The sequence below is a fragment of the Brevirhabdus sp. genome (genome assembly GCF_052826345.1).
Genome location: NZ_JBRBUA010000038.1, coordinates 1 through 14,501, shown reverse-complemented (window position 1 = coordinate 14,501; position 14,501 = coordinate 1). Strand labels below are relative to the sequence as shown.

Sequence of the window (14,501 nt, the reverse complement as noted above, 5' to 3'; positions counted from 1 at the left end):
TCGGCGATTTCATCGAGGACAAGAATGCCGTGATCCCGGTCGATGCCGCGGTGCAGTCGAACCTCAAGGAAACGGTGACGCGCGTGCTCGCATCGCTGACCCCGCGCGAGGAACGCGTGCTGCGTATGCGTTTCGGCATCGGCATGAACACCGACCACACGCTGGAGGAAGTCGGCCAGCAATTTTCCGTCACGCGCGAGCGTATCCGCCAGATCGAGGCGAAGGCGCTGCGCAAGCTCAAGCATCCCAGCCGCAGCCGTAAATTGAGGTCTTTCCTTGATCAATAATCCCGATGATATCGACGACGATCTGATCGCGATGGCGGAGGCGCTTCTGCCCGCGCTGGAGGATCCCGAGTCCAACGGGCCGATGATCGCCTTTCGCCAGGTCGAGGAGGTGCGTCAGGTCGACCCCGGTGAACCGCTGGAGCCCGAGGACGAGGTGCGTTTTACCGAGGCGACCTTGCAAAGCACGGGGCTCGGAATGCCGGGATGCCTTGCCTTTTGCAAACACGCGGCGGGCGGGTATTGGGCGATTTCCGTCGATTGGTCGAGCGTGGATTTCCACAGGCTCTGGGAAGATGCGCAGGGCTGGCGGATCGAGATCCAGCCCAAGCCCGCCTTCTGGGCGATGACGCCCAATATCTCGCCCGACGAAAGCCGCCCGCAGGGCGGTATGGTTCAATAGGCCGCGCCCGCGGTGCGGACGGAATTCATCGTCCACTCCCGCGCGGCGGGGCTCTATGAATTTACCCGCGACGTGGCCCTTTGGCTGGAGCGGCAGGGCGACGGTGCGCGGGACGGGGTGCTGACGCTGTTCGTGCGCCACACCTCCTGTTCGCTGTTGATCCAGGAAAACGCCGATCCCGACGTGCAGCGCGACCTGTCGGCGTTTTTCCGGCGTCTGGTGCCCCGGGCCGACGATCCCTCGATGGGTTATCTGCGCCATGTCGCCGAAGGCCCCGATGACATGCCCGCCCATATCAAGGCCGCGATGATGCCCGTCAGCCTGTCGATTCCGGTGGCCCGCGGCCGGATGCTTCTGGGCACCTGGCAGGGGATCTATTTGTTCGAGCACCGATCCGCCCCGCATCAAAGAAAGGTGGCGGCGCATCTGAACTGAGCCGGAATGGGTGCCGAGCCATCGCGCCTGCGCCCGCGCGCTCCGGGGATCAGGCCTTCGCGGCGCGCGCAGGGGCGCCGGTCATGTTCCGGCAAAGCCTGTCGATTCGCCCGCGCCGCGCCAGGGTCTGTTCCCGGCCCCCTGCGCGTTGAATGTCGCGGCGGCGGCTGCGCCTGGCGAATGGGCTCGGAGGTCGCGGAAATTTCGGTCCCGCCCGCGTGGCATATAGAGCTGAGTCCCTTTTACGGGGCCTCGGGGCAGGGCTGTTGCCCCTCACCGAGACCGCCCGCGCGGGCGCCTCACCGGCGTTTCCCTCAATTTTGCGGCATCAGATAGATCTCGCGCACCGCCGCGCGGGGATCGGCAAGCAGGGCGTGCATGACGGCGTTGGCCACGTCTTCTGGTTGCAGCTTTTCGGGTTTCTCCTGCTCGAAAAAGGCGGTGTTCACCATGCCCGGCGCGATCACCGTGCAGCGGCCACCCCATTCGCGCATTTCCTCGGCCATGTTCCCGGCGTAGCCGTGCACGAACCATTTCGTGGCGCCATAGATCGAGCCCGCGATATGCCTGCGTCCGGCGGCTGAGCCCGTCAGCACCAGATGGCCCTTCGTCTTCTTGAGCGCGGGCAGCGCGGCGCGGGCGGTGTAGAGCAGGCCCATCACGTTGAGGTCAATCAGGCGGCGCCATTCCTCGGGATCGCCCTGCATGGTGCCGGGGGTCTGCAAGCCCATGCCCGCGTTGGCGAAGGCCGCATCCAGCCCGCCGAACCGGTCGACCGTCCGCGCCACGGCGCTCTCCTGCTCTTCCAGCTGCGTGGCGTCGCCGGGGATGGCCAGGGCACGCTCGCCGATCTCCGCCGCGATCTTGTCGAGCTTGTCCGCGGAACGCGCGAACAGCGCCACGTTCCAGCCCGCGTCGGCGGCGGCCTTTGCCGTGGCCCTCCCTATCCCCGAGGATGCCCCGGTTATCAGCAATGTCTTTGCGCTCATCTGAACTCTCCTCGTTGTTCGGGTCTCGCGGTTTTGGAAAAGGCGGGTCTGTCGCGGGCCGTCCCCGGCTCAACAAGGCGACGGGGGGCGTGGTTCCGTTGGGGCTGCGCGCTTTATCTTGTGGGTGCAATTGACCTCTACCCAATCTCTCGCGGGTGACCTATAGTGCCTGTGGATAAGAACAGCCCAAGATCAAGGAGACCGGGATGCGGTGCCCCTTTTGCGGAAACGTCGACACGCAGGTGAAGGACAGCCGCCCGGCCGAGGACCATGTCGCCATTCGCAGGCGCCGGTTCTGCCCGGCCTGCACGGGGCGCTTCACAACCTATGAGCGGGTGCAATTGCGCGATCTGGTGGTGATCAAATCCAACGGCAAGCGCGAGGATTTCGACCGCGACAAGCTGGAACGCTCGATCCGTATCGCGCTGCAAAAACGCCCCGTCGATCCGGAGCGGATGGAGCAGATGATCTCGGGCATCGTGCGCAGGCTGGAAAGCATGGGCGAGACCGATATCCATTCCAAGATGATCGGCGAGATCGTGATGGAGGCGCTGGCCCGGATCGACACCGTCGCCTATGTGCGGTTCGCCAGCGTCTACAAGAATTTCCAGGCCGCGGACGATTTCGAGGACTTCGTGTCGGAGCTGCGCCCGCCCGAACCGGGCTGAGCCGCCCGTGACTTCATCCGTGGCCGTGCCCGAAACTCCATCCACGCGGGAAGATCACCGCTGGATGACCCTTGCGCTGCGCCTTGGTGCGCGGGGGGTGGGGCAGGTCTGGCCGAACCCGGCGGTGGGCTGTGTCATCGTGCGCGACGGCCGTGTGCTCGGGCGCGGCTGGACGCAGCCGGGCGGTCGGCCCCATGCGGAAACCGTCGCGCTGGCGCAGGCGGGGACGGCGGCGCGCGGCGCCACGGCCTATGTCACCCTGGAACCCTGCGCCCATTTCGGGCGGACCCCGCCCTGCGCCGATGCGTTGCTGCGCGCGGGCGTGGCGCGGGTGGTCGTCGCCGTGGGCGATCCCGATCCGCGGGTGAACGGCGGCGGGGTGCGGCGGCTGCGCGAGGCGGGGACCGAGGTTCATCTGGGCGTGATGGAGGCCGAGGCCCGCGAGGCGCAGAAGGGGTTCCTGATGCGCGTCACCTCGGGTCGGCCCGCGCTGGCGTTGAAACTGGCGAATTCCATGGACGGGCGCATCGCCACCGCCTCCGGGGAAAGCCGTTGGATCACCGGCCCGCAGGCGCGGCGCAAGGTGCATGCGCTGCGGGCGCGCCATGATGCGGTGATGGTGGGCGGCGGCACGGCGCGGGCGGATGATCCCGACCTGACGGTGCGGGGCTGGCCGGTGGCGCGCCAGCCGGTGCGGATCGTGGTGTCGCGCGGGTTGGATCTGCCGCCCGGCAGCCGCCTGATGCGCAGCGCGGCGCAGGTTCCGGTATGGCTGTGCCACGGCCCCGACGCGCCGCGCGCGCCGCGCGAGCGCTGGCAGGACGCCGGGGCGCGCTGCCTCGAGGTGCCGCTGAACGGTGCGGGACAGATCGACGCGCGCGCGCTGATGCGCCGTCTGGGGCAGGAGGGTCTGACCCGTGTGTTCTGCGAAGGGGGCGGCATGTTCGCGGCCTCGCTGCTGGGGGCGGGGCTGGTCGACGATCTTTATGCCTTTGGCGCGGGGCTGGCGCTGGGGGCGGAGGCACGGCCCGCGGTCGGTTCGATGGGGCTGGACGCGCTGGCAATGGCACCGCGGTTCCGCCTGGTGGATCTGAGCGTGGTGGGCGACGACACGCTGGCCCATTGGCGGGCGTCCCCCTCGCCAGGGTCCTAGCGCCAGGATCCTAGCGCCAGGCCCTAGCGCCAGAGCCAGGCCTGGCTCGCCAGCGCCCCTTGTGCCTTGGCGGTGATCCGGTTGAACGGGCCGGGGTGCGGGATGTCGCCATGCGCCAGACGCGCGACGGCGATTTCCACCGGGCAGGGGCGGCCGGTGACCGGGTCGAAATATCTCGGATATTCGATCAGCGCCGCGTGCACCAACCCCTCCAGCGGGACATGGCGGCGGCGGCGCGCGGGCGGTCGGCAGATGTCGCGGGTCAGCCCCCAGCCCGCGTAGAAGGGCAGCCCCAGGCATGTCGCGGCGCGCCCCCTCAGCAGCGCCTCGAAACCCAGAAGGGAGGTCATCGTCCAGACCTCATCGACCTGTTCCAGCAGGGCGACGGGATCGGCGTGATCGAGCACCGCATCGGCCAGCCCCTCGAGCGCCGCGCGCGCGATGCGGCCCTGCCGCAGCCCTGCCTCGACGTCGGGATGCGGCTTGTAAAGGATCTGCGCGTCGGGATTGGCCTGCCGCACGTGGCGCAGCAGGGACAGGTTGTCGCGTATCCGCGGGCTGCCCGCGACGATGGAGGCGTCCTCCTCCACCTGGCCCGGCACGAGGATGCGGCGCACGCCTTGCGCGACCGGCGCAAGCTGCGGGGCCCCGGCGATCAGGTTGTACTTCGACAGGCGCGCGGCCAGCACCGCCTCGATCAGCCCGCGGGCGCGGCGGCGCTGTTGATCGGTGAGCGTCGCGCGGGCCGCGATCAGGGTTTCCAGCGCGCTTGCGCCGCTTGGGTCGTAGTAGATGCCGTCGGGGTCCAGCACCAGCGACAGGGGCGGGATCAGATCCGCCCCCAACCCGCGCGAGCGCAGGAAGCCGTCCTCGACGCGGTAGAGCCGGACGCCCTCGGCCTCGGCCGCGTCGGTCAGCGCGGCGTCGGCCTTGCCCGCCCAGACCAGCAGATCGCGCCGCTCACGTACCGCGCGGCGCAGGGCGGCGGAGCCTTCGGCGAAGCGCAGGCGGCGGTGGGCGCCGAAGAACCGTTGCAGCGGCGCGCGTTTCCACAGGCGCATTCCGGCGGCGACATGGCCGTGCCGGTCCTGCCGCCAGGCGCGGGCCTCGGCCTCCATCGCAGCGAGGGCGTCCTCGAACCGCGGCGGCGTCTCGGGCGTCGGCCGCGCGCGGTATTGATCGTGCCACCTGGGGTAAAGCAGCATCGCCCCGGCGAAAAGCTGCGCGCGCGTCAGGGCGCGGCCGCGCCGGGGCGGCGGTGTCAGATCGTCGCTGAGGCCCCAGCCGGCATAGAAGGGCTGCCCGAAGACGCGCGGGCGGTGCCCGGCCAGGATCGCCTCGAACCCCATCTGCGAGGTCACGCAATAGACCGCGATGGCGCCGTCCAGCAGCGCCCAGGGCGACACCGGCGCGTCGAGCAGCGTCGTGCGCCCGTCCAGCGCGCCCGCGTCGAAATGGCCCGCGCGGTGGCCCGCCACCGTTTCCGGGTGCGTCTTGATGACGATGCGCGCGTCGGGATGATCCTCGCGCGCGGTGAACAGCGCCTCGGCGAAATGGTGGCGGGTGGCATTGCCCAGCCGGATCGAGGCATCGCCGCGGGTCTGGTCGATCACCAGCACATAGCCGGGCGCGGGCGGCGCCAGATCGGGATCGCAGGCGCTGTATTTCGACAGATGCGCCGCGCGCATCCGCGCGATGCCGTCATGCGCGCGGGTCAGCAGCGCGGCGTCGTCGAACGGATGGGTCTTGAGCAGCGTTTCCAGATCGCTGGGGCGCGAGGCGTCGAAATAGATCCCCGAATGATCCACGACCAGCCCCAGCGGCGGCGCCCCGCCGCGTCCGGGATGCAGCGAGCGCAGAAACGCGTCCTCCAGCCGGACCAGCGCCGCGCCGCTGCGTGCGGCCACCCATTCGCCGCGCGCCGCGTGGCGGCTATGCCCCCAGACGCCGACCAGATCGTCGGGCCGCGTGGGCCATCCCAGGCTGAGGCGGTAGCCCGCGTCGGTCAGAATGTGGCGGATGCGGGCGCTGCGCAGGATGCCGCCCGCATACACAAACAGCCGCCGGGGGGAGGAGCCGGCGGCTGTGTGCGATGTGGCCGGGGCCACTTCGGCCCTACTTGCCCAGCGTGGACAGGCTGGACAGAGAGCTTGCCTGCGAAAGCGAGCCGGTCAGGGCGCTGATCGTCTTGGTCCACTGCACGAAGGGCGCTTCGGTGACGTAGACGGTATCGCCGTCGCGGATCACGAAGTCGCGGGCCTCGAACATGCCGTTGGGCTCTGTCAGGTCCAGCACATAGACGAAGCGCTGCGTGCCCTGCAGATCGCGCCGACCCAGCACGTTGTTGGCGATGGCTTCGGGTTCGTTGCGGAACACGAAGACGCCGGTGGGATCGGCCAGGTTGGACGACAACCCGCCGACCTGGGCGATCGCCTCCAGCGCGGAAACGGTGGGGGAGGCGAATTTCATCCGGGTCTGCGCGCCGGTGGCACCCAGCGCGGTGAAGGCGCGCGCGTCCTGCTTGAGGATGATCTTGTCGTTGTTGCGCAGCGCGATATCGAGGCGCGGATTGGCATAGAGGTCGGAAAGCCACACGCGGCCGGTCTGCCCGCCGCGCACCACGGTGATCTGCGTGGTTTCCGGCTCGCCCGTGATGCCGCCCGCACGGGCCAGCATCGACAGAAGCGTGCGCGTGGGCCGCTCGATCGGATAGACTCCCTGGCCGTTCACGCCGCCCACGATGGCCACCGTCGCGCCGTCGCCGGCCAGCCTGCGCACCACGACCTGCGGGTCGGGGGTCTGCTTGTCCAGGCTGCGGGTGATGACCCCGCGCAGCGCCTCGGGCGTGTTGCCCGCCGCGCGGATGCGCCCCGCGTAGGGCACGAAGATGAAGCCCGCGCCGTCGACCTGCACCTCGTCCAGCACGGCCAGCCCGCCCCGCGACAACAGCCCGTCGTCGACATTTTCATAGACCGTCAGCCCCAGGGAATCCCCCGGCCGGATGACGTCGGAACCCAGCAGCCCCGCGTTGCGGAACGCGCTGGAAAACCCCAGCGCCTGCTGCACGGCGGTGGCGCGGGTCACGCGCGGATTGACCGACACCACAAAGGCGTCGCCCTGCCGCAGGACGGAACCGGCGAAGATCTCTTTCTTGTTGGGGCCGGAACGCGGCAGCCCACAGGCGGCAAGCGATGCGACAAGTGTAAGAAGTGCGACGGCGCGCATTCCTCGGCTAGCCATGATCTTCATGGAACTGCCCCTCTATCTGTATTTCTGCCTCGGTCTTTTTTTGTGAGGTTACAGAGGGGTGTGTGAAAAAGCTAGCGGATTGCCGCCGACTCAGTTGACAAGCCGCAACTGTTGCCGTGGTGCCGCGTTCCCGTTGGAAAGTGCATCATAGGGATCGTCTTTCGCGAGAATCATGTCCGCGACCTGGCGCAGCAGCTGCTGACGGGCGCGTTGCGAATAGTATCCGCCGGTGATCTGGGAGGTTTCCAGCAGGTAGTGACGATAATCGCGATAGGCGCGGCTGTCGGGACGGGCCGGGTTGGCGAAGAATTCGGCCAATGGCTGTTCGGACACGAATTCGGGCTTGTCGTAGACGGCGGCGCCGAAGGCCTTGAGCGGCAGACCGCGCCACAGCGCCTGTTGCGCCGCGGTGGAATTGACGGTGACGGCGGTGCGCGCGTGGTTGAGCAGCGTCGCCAGCTTGCCGCCGGGCACGTAATGCACCCGCCCCTCGACGCCGAAGCGGCGCGACAGATCCGCGATCTGCTGGCGCAGCGGCGTGCGGCCATCCTCCAGCGGGTGCCCCTTGAAGATCAGCCGGTGATGCGGCGGCGCCCCCTTGGCGAACCCCTCGATCACGATCGACAGGAATTCCTCCATCGAGGCGAAGGGGCTGTGTTCGATGAAACTGCTGTCGTGTTCAAGCTGAAGCAGCGCGAGATGAAAGGGATAGCCGCCGCGCTTGATGCGGCGTGTCAGCGCGAACCGCAGGCCCGCGCGGGCGGGTGTGCTGAACAGGCGCTTCACGTAGAGCTTGAATTCGCCCCGGACGCTCAGCGCGCGGTGCGGACGGAAATTGCGGTAGCGGCGGTTCCACAGCAAAACGAAGGCGTGGTAGATCGCGCCGTAGAACATGTGCTGGCGCATGTCGCCCCAGCGCGCGGGCGCGTCGGGCAGGTCCAGGTCCAGCCCCTCGAGCTCCACCCGCATCTGTTGCACGGATTTGTCCATCAGCTTCGAATTGCCGTTCGACCCGTCGCGTTCATAGGTGCACCAGTAGGGGCGCAGGTAGCCTTCCTCGAAGACATGGATGCGCAGTTGCATGTCCCGCGCCACGCGGATCGCCTCCGCATGGACGAAACGCGTATCGCCATAGAGCACGATGTCGGTCACGCCCTTGTCGGTCAGGATCGAGGAGATATCCCGGCGCCATTCCGACTGATGGCCGACGAAGGGGATATAGGTGCGGCCGTCGGACCAGAAGGCTTCGTCGCCCCGGTTGAAGCCCACGCGCCAGACCTGCGCCCCGGCGGAACGCAGCATCGAGCCCAGGGCATCGAAGAAGGGGCCGTGCGGCCCTTGAAGGAACAGAAAGGTCTTGCCCACACCCAAGGCTTTCAACATCACACACACCATAACTTATGCCCGAAATACCGGGCGAACCAAGCGCGAATGCCGCGCATCTGACAATGGGTGCAATCTGCGGGGGTGACGCGGCAGGAATGTGACCTTACATGGGCGGTTCAATGATGAATTCGCGCAAGTCGGGGTATCGGCGTCGGACAGTCGGGTGCGGCGCGCGGCGGCCAGCGTGGCGCCCGTGGTGGGGCCGTGGTGGGGGCCGTGCAGACCCGGGGGCGGTCGGCGTGCGCACCGGGCGCGGCTCTTGCTCTTGTGCGGTGGCGGGGGTAGGGGAGGCCGGGAAAGGAAACTGTCATGTTCACAGGGATCATCACCGATATCGGCCGCGTGCTGGAGCTGGAGCATCGCGGCGACCTACGCGCGCGGATCGGCACGCATTACGACGTGGACGGTATCGAGATCGGCGCCTCCATCGCCTGCGACGGCGTGTGCCTGACGGTGATCGAGACCGGCACATCGGGCTCGATCGGCAGCCCCGGCGGCCCCGGCGGCAGCGCGGAGGACAGGATCGGCGGCTGGTTCGATGTCGAGATCTCCGCCGAGACGGTTTCCAAGAGCAACCTGGGTGGCTGGAGCGAGGGCCACCGCGTCAATCTGGAACGCGCGCTGCGGCTGGGCGACGAGCTGGGCGGGCATATCGTGTCGGGCCATGTCGACGGTCTGGCGCAGGTGATGTCGATCCTGAACGAAGGCGACAGCACCCGCGTCACGCTGCGCGCGCCCGAACGGCTGGCCGGGTTCATCGCGCCCAAGGGGTCGGTGGCGCTCAACGGGACGTCCTTGACGGTCAATGAGGTCGACGGGCCGGATTTCGGCATCAACTTCATCCCGCACACGAAACAGGCCACGACCTGGGGTGACGTGGCGGAGGGCCGTGCCGTCAATCTGGAAATCGACACGCTGGCCCGCTATGTCGCCCGTCTGCAGGACTGGGCCGCCCGATGACCGATTATCACGACGCAATCTCGCCCATCGAAGAGATCATCGAGGATGCGCGCCAGGGGCGCATGTTCATCCTGGTCGATCACGAGGACCGCGAGAACGAGGGCGATCTGGTGATCCCCGCGCAGATGGCCACGCCCGAGGTCATCAACTTCATGGCGATGCACGGGCGCGGGCTGATCTGCCTGGCGCTGACGGGCGAGCGTATCGACGCGCTGGATCTGCCGCTGATGGCGTCGCAGAACTCCTCGCGCCACGAGACCGCCTTTACCCTGTCGATCGAGGCGCGCGAGGGGGTGACCACCGGCATTTCGGCGCATGACCGCGCGCGCACCGTCGCGGTGGCGATCGACCCGGCCAAGACGGGCGCCGATATCGCCACGCCGGGCCATGTCTTTCCGCTGCGCGCGCGCGGCGGCGGCGTGCTGGTGCGCGCGGGCCATACCGAGGCCGCCGTGGATGTGTCGCGGCTGGCGGGGCTGAACCCCTCGGGCGTGATCTGCGAAATCATGAACGAGGACGGCACCATGTCGCGGCTTCCCGATCTGGTGGGCTTTGCACGGAAACACGCACTGAAGATCGGCACCATCAGCGATCTGATCGCCTATCGCCGCCGCCACGACAATCTGGTGCGCCTGACCGATGAAAAGCAGGTCGCGTCGGAATTCGGCGGCGACTGGACGATGCGCATCTTTACCGATGAAACCCACGGCTCGGAACATATCGCGCTGAGCAAGGGCGATCTGACGGGCGACGGGCCGGTGCTGGTACGGATGCACACGCTCGACCCGCTGCTCGATGTGGCCGGTCTGGGCGGGCCGGGCCGGGCGCGCGAATTCGCCCGCGCGATGCAGGCCATCGCCGAAGAGGGGCGCGGCGTGCTGGTCCTGCTGCGCGAGACGCATATGAAGCTGCTGTCGGAGGATGTCGCCTCGCCGCAGACACTGCGCCAATACGGGCTGGGGGCGCAGATCCTGTCGAACCTGGGCCTGTCGCGGCTGACCCTGCTGAGCAATTCGCCGATCCCCAGGGTCGTCGGGCTGGAAGCCTACGGCCTGTCGATCACGGGCACCCGCCCCATCCCCGAGGAGGGTTGAGCCATGGCCGGAACCGAAACCCATCACACGCTCGATCTGCCGAAGCTGGAAAAACCTGCGCGGCTGCTGATCGTCGTCGCGCCCTATTACAACGACATCGCGCAGTCCCTGATCGCGGGCGCGCGCGCCACGCTGGAACGCGCGGGCGCCACGCATGATCTGGTCGAGGTGCCCGGCGCGCTGGAAATCCCCACCGCGATCCGCATCGCGTTCCGTCAGTCCAATTTCGACGGTTTCGTCGCCCTGGGCTGTGTGATCCGGGGAGAGACGACGCATTACGATACGGTCTGCAACGACAGCAGCCGGGCGCTGACCCTGCTGGGGCTGGAAGGCGCCTGCATCGGCAACGGGATCCTGACCGTGGAAAACCGCGCCCAGGCCGAGGTGCGCGCCGATCCCGCCGATCAGGACAAGGGCGGCGGCGCGGCTGCGGCGGCGCTGCATCTGATCGCGCTGACCCGGCGTTGGGGCAAGCCCGACGGCGGCGTGGGGTTCCGGCCCGGCGGCGGATCCTTTCGCGTCGCGCACGCCGGGGACGCGGGGGCGGAGCCGGACTCCGGGGGCGGGGGGATCGGTCCCGCAGGAACGAAAGGGCGCTTTGGCCATGACTGACACATCGGGCAACCAGCGCCGCAAGATGCGCTCCGCCGCGCGTCTTTACGCGGTTCAGGCGCTGTTCCAGATGGAACATTCGGGCGCCAGCATAGATAAGATCCGGGTGGAATTCGAAGATCACCGCTTCGGCGCCGTCTATGACGACGAGGAACTGGTGGAAGGCGACATCGACCTGTTTCGCGGCGTGCTGGAAGGCGCGGTGTCCCGGCAGGCACGGATCGACCAGATGACCGACCGCGCGCTGGTCGCCAAATGGCCGATCGCGCGCATCGATCCGACGCTGCGCGCCCTGTTCCGCGCGGCGGGCGCCGAACTGACGGAGGCCGCCGTGCCGCCGCGCGTCGTCATCACCGAATATGTCGACGTGGCCAAGGCATTTTTCCCCGAGGGCCGGGAGCCGCGCTTCGTCAATGCCGTGCTGGATCACATGGCCAGAGAGGCGCGCCCCGAGATGTTCTGACCGCGCGCGTGGCCCTCTTGCGCGGCTCCTCTTGCACGGCCGGGCGGAGGCCCCGCAGGCGGCTTCGCGCAGCGGCCCGTCGGATATTCGGCAGAAGTTTGCGCAATTCGGCGCCATTCCAGATCTGTCTGTCCAGGTGGCCCGCCGCGTGGCTACAGTGCGCCAGAGAATTGTAAACGGAGCCTGCCATGACCAGCCACTTCCGCCTGTTTTTTCGCCAGTTGCCGACGGGCTTCGCCCTCTCCGCCGGGGTGGCGAGCGTGATGCTCTCGGCCGATCTGGCCGGTGTCTGGCAGCTGGCCACCAGCTCCGAGCACGGGCTTGTCGGCCTGGCGGCGCTGGTCGCGTTCAACGGATTGCTGTTCACGCTGGTGCTTTTCGCCATCGGCATGGTCTTGCGCGGCGTGGAACGCCGCCCGGCGACCGGCCGTCGGCAGCTGCCCGCGCGCGCCGCCATCCCGATCTACGCGCCGCGCGATGAGCATACCACGACCTACCGGCGCTGAGCGCGCCGCCGCATCGCCATCGGCGTCCGCACAGGAAGGCCGCCGCATCCCCGGCGGCTTTTTTCGTGTCTGCCTTGAGGTTCCACGGCGCGGCGCGGGGCGTGGCCGCATCATCGCCTGAGATCGGGGGGATGTGACGGGCCCGTACGCAACCGTCAGGACTGCAAATTCCCGAGGACCTGTGATTACAGGTGGGCGCCAGATAACAGGACCAGGATCCTGCCAGAGCCAGCTCCCTCGGAGTTGCTTAAGGCCACTGGAATTAGGCCCCGGCACGAGAAGGACAGCACCCGTCACAGGCCTGAAGGTAAGTGTTCCGCCCCCCGCCGACAAGGGGCACCGGCGCGATCCTCTGCTGCGCCGTGCCCCGTGCCGGCTTGACTTCCGTTCTCTTTATGTTCAATGGAAGGGTCATGCCACAAAACGCCGGACATGCCGCAATCGTCCCGGACCCGCTGGATGTTCTGGCGCCGGGGCAGATACTCGCCCGGGGGGTCTGTCGCCACCTGCGCACCCATGATTTCGCCCCGATCGAGGAATTCGTGCCCGAGCGCGGTCTCAGGGTCGATGTCATGGCGGTGGGGCCGAAGGGCGAGATCTGGATCGTGGAGTGCAAATCGAGCCGTGCCGATTTCACCAGCGACCGCAAATGGCAGGGCTACCTGCACTGGTGCGATCGCTATTTCTGGGCGGTGGACGAGGGCTTTCCGACCGATCTTCTGCCGCCGGAAACGGGGCTGATTCTGGCCGACGCCTATGATGCGGAGATCGTGCGCATGCCCGATGAGACGCCGCTGTCGGCGGCACGGCGCAAGGTGGTGATGCGGAAGTTCGCGCGCCATGCGGCGGTACGGCTGCACGCGCTGCGCGATCCCGGTGGGGCTTTCGCGGTCTGAAGGCCGTGGGCTGGGCGGTCAGCCCTTCCCCTTGGGCCTGCGTGCGGATTTCGCCCCCATCGCGCGGGCCTGCTCGGCGGCGGCCTTCAGCTCTTCGGCGATCTCGACCGCCTCGTCGGGGTCGAAATCCAGCGGCAGGTCGACGCCGTCCGCCTCGATGTACAAGCGCACCATACCCAATGTGGTCGGTCCGATACGCAGATCGGCGCCGGTGTCGCTTTCGGAATTGATGCCCATGTGACGTCTCCCTTCGGGGCAATCGCCTACCGCGAAGCGCACGCCAGGGCAAGCGGCGCCAAACGCGGTCCCGCTCATCGCGCGCCCCGGGGCCGTGCTGTGGGGCCGCGCTGTGGGGCGGCATCTGGTCGGCGGCGGTACCTTCAGCCGCGCCACCAGCCGAGCGGCGTGGTCCCTGCAAAGGGAAATCGGATTCGAACCGATTCACGGCCAAAATTTGCGTTGACCTCCGCAAGGACAGATTCTAAGACGACCCTGTTGCCGGGGTAGCTCAATCGGTTAGAGCGCGTGGTTGTGGTCCACGAGGCAGTTGGTTCGAAACCATCCCCCGGTACCACCATCCCGACATTGCGAGCTCGACATTGCGAGACGTCCGTTTCGTACATCGGGCCTGCCCGGCGCCGCGACAATTTCCTGTCTTGCGGGGCGGCGGCGGATTGCGATAAGACCCGGCGCGTAGGGTGATTAGCTCAGTTGGTAGAGCACCTCGTTTACACCGAGGTTGTCGGGAGTTCGAGCCTCTCATCACCCACCACCCGCCAGGCGCAGCACCAGCCGCACCACGCCGAGGATCAGTGCCGCGCCGGCAGCCGCCATGACCGCCAGCACGAGCCCGGCGATCAGGGCGGCGGCCCAGTTTCGCCGCGCGCGCTCGGGCCGCTTGTCCATCGGCGCTGTTCCTTCGACATTCCGCACCCCGAAGATGCCCGTGATCGCCCGCTATGGCCAGCGGCATTACGGACGGTATTTCCGGCGACATTTCGGGCCTCGGCCCATCCCGGAAGGTACAAGGGCGCGGCGCGATTATTTCCTCGCATTTTCCGGCAGCGGCGCTTGACGGCACCGGGCCGGGGCCATAAGACACGTCTCACGCTTGGGGCATCGCCTCGGGCGGGCAGTGAGCGGTTGTAGCTCAGTTGGTTAGAGTACCGGCCTGTCACGCCGGGGGTCGCGGGTTCGAGCCCCGTCAACCGCGCCACCGCTGCCCGACCGGACGATTTCAAGCGCGATGGGCGGTTGTAGCTCAGTTGGTTAGAGTACCGGCCTGTCACGCCGGGGGTCGCGGGTTCGAGCCCCGTCAACCGCGCCATCATCTCCTTGCAGTCTCCGGTCCAAGCCCCCGCCGCCCGTCGGCGGCGTGACCGCGAAAGCCTTTCGCGAAGCGC

Annotated in this window: 17 protein-coding genes and 4 tRNA genes; 15 read left to right on the top strand and 6 right to left on the bottom strand. The window is 68.0% G+C overall.

The annotated features are described in order from the left end of the window. The 3 genes from ACU0BR_RS05200 to ACU0BR_RS05190 form a co-directional block, all read left to right on the top strand. The coding region (locus ACU0BR_RS05200) for a sigma-70 family RNA polymerase sigma factor (protein WP_446155783.1) at positions 1-287 on the top strand (287 nt) is incomplete at its 5' end. Further along, complete coding sequence (locus ACU0BR_RS05195; protein ID WP_446155782.1) at positions 277-687, top strand: hypothetical protein; 411 nt, start codon at positions 277-279, stop codon at positions 685-687. The genes ACU0BR_RS05200 and ACU0BR_RS05195, both read left to right, overlap by 11 nt. 12 nt (positions 688-699) lie before the next feature. Continuing rightward, on the top strand, positions 700-1,122 hold the full coding sequence (locus ACU0BR_RS05190; protein WP_446155781.1) for a secondary thiamine-phosphate synthase enzyme YjbQ: 423 nt from the start codon (positions 700-702) through the stop codon (positions 1,120-1,122). A 314-nt stretch (positions 1,123-1,436) separates the two neighbouring features. Here the strand turns inward: ACU0BR_RS05190 and ACU0BR_RS05185 are convergent, their stop codons facing one another. Further along, entirely contained in the window at positions 1,437-2,111 is a 675-nt protein-coding gene (locus ACU0BR_RS05185) for an SDR family oxidoreductase (RefSeq protein WP_446155780.1), read from the bottom strand. A 206-nt stretch (positions 2,112-2,317) separates the two neighbouring features. Here ACU0BR_RS05185 and nrdR point away from each other — a divergent pair, with 206 nt between their 5' ends. Next, positions 2,318-2,779, top strand: coding sequence for a transcriptional regulator NrdR (gene nrdR, locus ACU0BR_RS05180; RefSeq protein ID WP_446155779.1), 462 nt, complete (start codon positions 2,318-2,320; stop codon positions 2,777-2,779). Between the two features lie 25 nt (positions 2,780-2,804). After that, the gene (gene ribD, locus ACU0BR_RS05175) at positions 2,805-3,932 is read left to right on the top strand and encodes a bifunctional diaminohydroxyphosphoribosylaminopyrimidine deaminase/5-amino-6-(5-phosphoribosylamino)uracil reductase RibD (RefSeq protein WP_446155784.1); all 1,128 of its coding nucleotides are present in this window, start codon (positions 2,805-2,807) and stop codon (positions 3,930-3,932) included. Between the two features lie 23 nt (positions 3,933-3,955). Here ribD and ACU0BR_RS05170 read toward each other — a convergent pair whose 3' ends face one another. From ACU0BR_RS05170 to ACU0BR_RS05160, 3 genes are all read right to left on the bottom strand, one after another. Further along, positions 3,956-5,986 (bottom strand): capsular polysaccharide biosynthesis protein, encoded by a 2,031-nt coding sequence (locus tag ACU0BR_RS05170; protein WP_446155778.1) that lies wholly within the window; start codon positions 5,984-5,986, stop codon positions 3,956-3,958. Positions 5,987-6,047: 61 nt separating this feature from the next. Next, positions 6,048-7,181, bottom strand: a complete 1,134-nt coding sequence (locus tag ACU0BR_RS05165) for a polysaccharide biosynthesis/export family protein (RefSeq protein WP_446155777.1) — start codon at positions 7,179-7,181, stop codon at positions 6,048-6,050. 90 nt (positions 7,182-7,271) lie between these two features. Beyond that, positions 7,272-8,564 (bottom strand): capsule biosynthesis protein, encoded by a 1,293-nt coding sequence (locus tag ACU0BR_RS05160; protein ID WP_446155776.1) that lies wholly within the window; start codon positions 8,562-8,564, stop codon positions 7,272-7,274. A 312-nt stretch (positions 8,565-8,876) separates the two neighbouring features. Here ACU0BR_RS05160 and ACU0BR_RS05155 point away from each other — a divergent pair, with 312 nt between their 5' ends. From ACU0BR_RS05155 to ACU0BR_RS05130, 6 genes are all read left to right on the top strand, one after another. Further along, positions 8,877-9,527 (top strand): riboflavin synthase, encoded by a 651-nt coding sequence (locus ACU0BR_RS05155; protein ID WP_446155775.1) that lies wholly within the window; start codon positions 8,877-8,879, stop codon positions 9,525-9,527. Next, positions 9,524-10,621: a 3,4-dihydroxy-2-butanone-4-phosphate synthase gene (ribB, locus tag ACU0BR_RS05150; RefSeq protein ID WP_446155774.1), complete on the top strand. Its 1,098-nt coding sequence runs from the start codon at positions 9,524-9,526 to the stop codon at positions 10,619-10,621. The genes ACU0BR_RS05155 and ribB overlap by 4 nt, the downstream gene beginning before the upstream one ends. Positions 10,622-10,624: 3 nt before the next feature. Beyond that, positions 10,625-11,233: a 6,7-dimethyl-8-ribityllumazine synthase gene (locus ACU0BR_RS05145; protein WP_446155773.1), complete on the top strand. Its 609-nt coding sequence runs from the start codon at positions 10,625-10,627 to the stop codon at positions 11,231-11,233. After that, positions 11,226-11,696 carry a transcription antitermination factor NusB gene (gene nusB / locus ACU0BR_RS05140; protein ID WP_446155772.1) on the top strand — a complete coding sequence of 157 codons (471 nt, stop codon included), beginning with the start codon at positions 11,226-11,228 and terminating at the stop codon, positions 11,694-11,696. The genes ACU0BR_RS05145 and nusB overlap by 8 nt, the downstream gene beginning before the upstream one ends. Positions 11,697-11,884: 188 nt before the next feature. After that, positions 11,885-12,202, top strand: coding sequence for a hypothetical protein (locus tag ACU0BR_RS05135; protein WP_446155771.1), 318 nt, complete (start codon positions 11,885-11,887; stop codon positions 12,200-12,202). A gap of 413 nt (positions 12,203-12,615) precedes the next feature. Continuing rightward, on the top strand, positions 12,616-13,098 hold the full coding sequence (locus tag ACU0BR_RS05130; protein WP_446155770.1) for an MmcB family DNA repair protein: 483 nt from the start codon (positions 12,616-12,618) through the stop codon (positions 13,096-13,098). Between the two features lie 18 nt (positions 13,099-13,116). On the opposite strand, the gene ACU0BR_RS05125 is transcribed toward ACU0BR_RS05130, so the two are convergent. Next, positions 13,117-13,335 (bottom strand): DUF6324 family protein, encoded by a 219-nt coding sequence (locus tag ACU0BR_RS05125; protein WP_446155769.1) that lies wholly within the window; start codon positions 13,333-13,335, stop codon positions 13,117-13,119. A 260-nt stretch (positions 13,336-13,595) separates the two neighbouring features. On the opposite strand from ACU0BR_RS05125, the gene ACU0BR_RS05120 reads away from it, so the two are divergent. Together ACU0BR_RS05120 and ACU0BR_RS05115 are read left to right on the top strand one after the other, a co-directional pair. Then, positions 13,596-13,672, top strand: a tRNA-His gene (locus ACU0BR_RS05120). 122 nt (positions 13,673-13,794) lie between these two features. Continuing rightward, positions 13,795-13,870: transfer RNA gene (locus tag ACU0BR_RS05115), tRNA-Val, on the top strand. Here the strand turns inward: ACU0BR_RS05115 and ACU0BR_RS05110 are convergent. Then, positions 13,861-14,004 (bottom strand): hypothetical protein, encoded by a 144-nt coding sequence (locus tag ACU0BR_RS05110; protein ID WP_446155768.1) that lies wholly within the window; start codon positions 14,002-14,004, stop codon positions 13,861-13,863. The genes ACU0BR_RS05115 and ACU0BR_RS05110 overlap by 10 nt on opposite strands. Before the next feature lie 233 nt (positions 14,005-14,237). On the opposite strand from ACU0BR_RS05110, the gene ACU0BR_RS05105 reads away from it, so the two are divergent. After that, a tRNA-Asp gene (locus ACU0BR_RS05105) sits at positions 14,238-14,314 on the top strand. A 34-nt stretch (positions 14,315-14,348) separates the two neighbouring features. Further along, positions 14,349-14,425 (top strand) — tRNA-Asp (locus tag ACU0BR_RS05100). Positions 14,426-14,501: the final 76 nt, after the last annotated feature.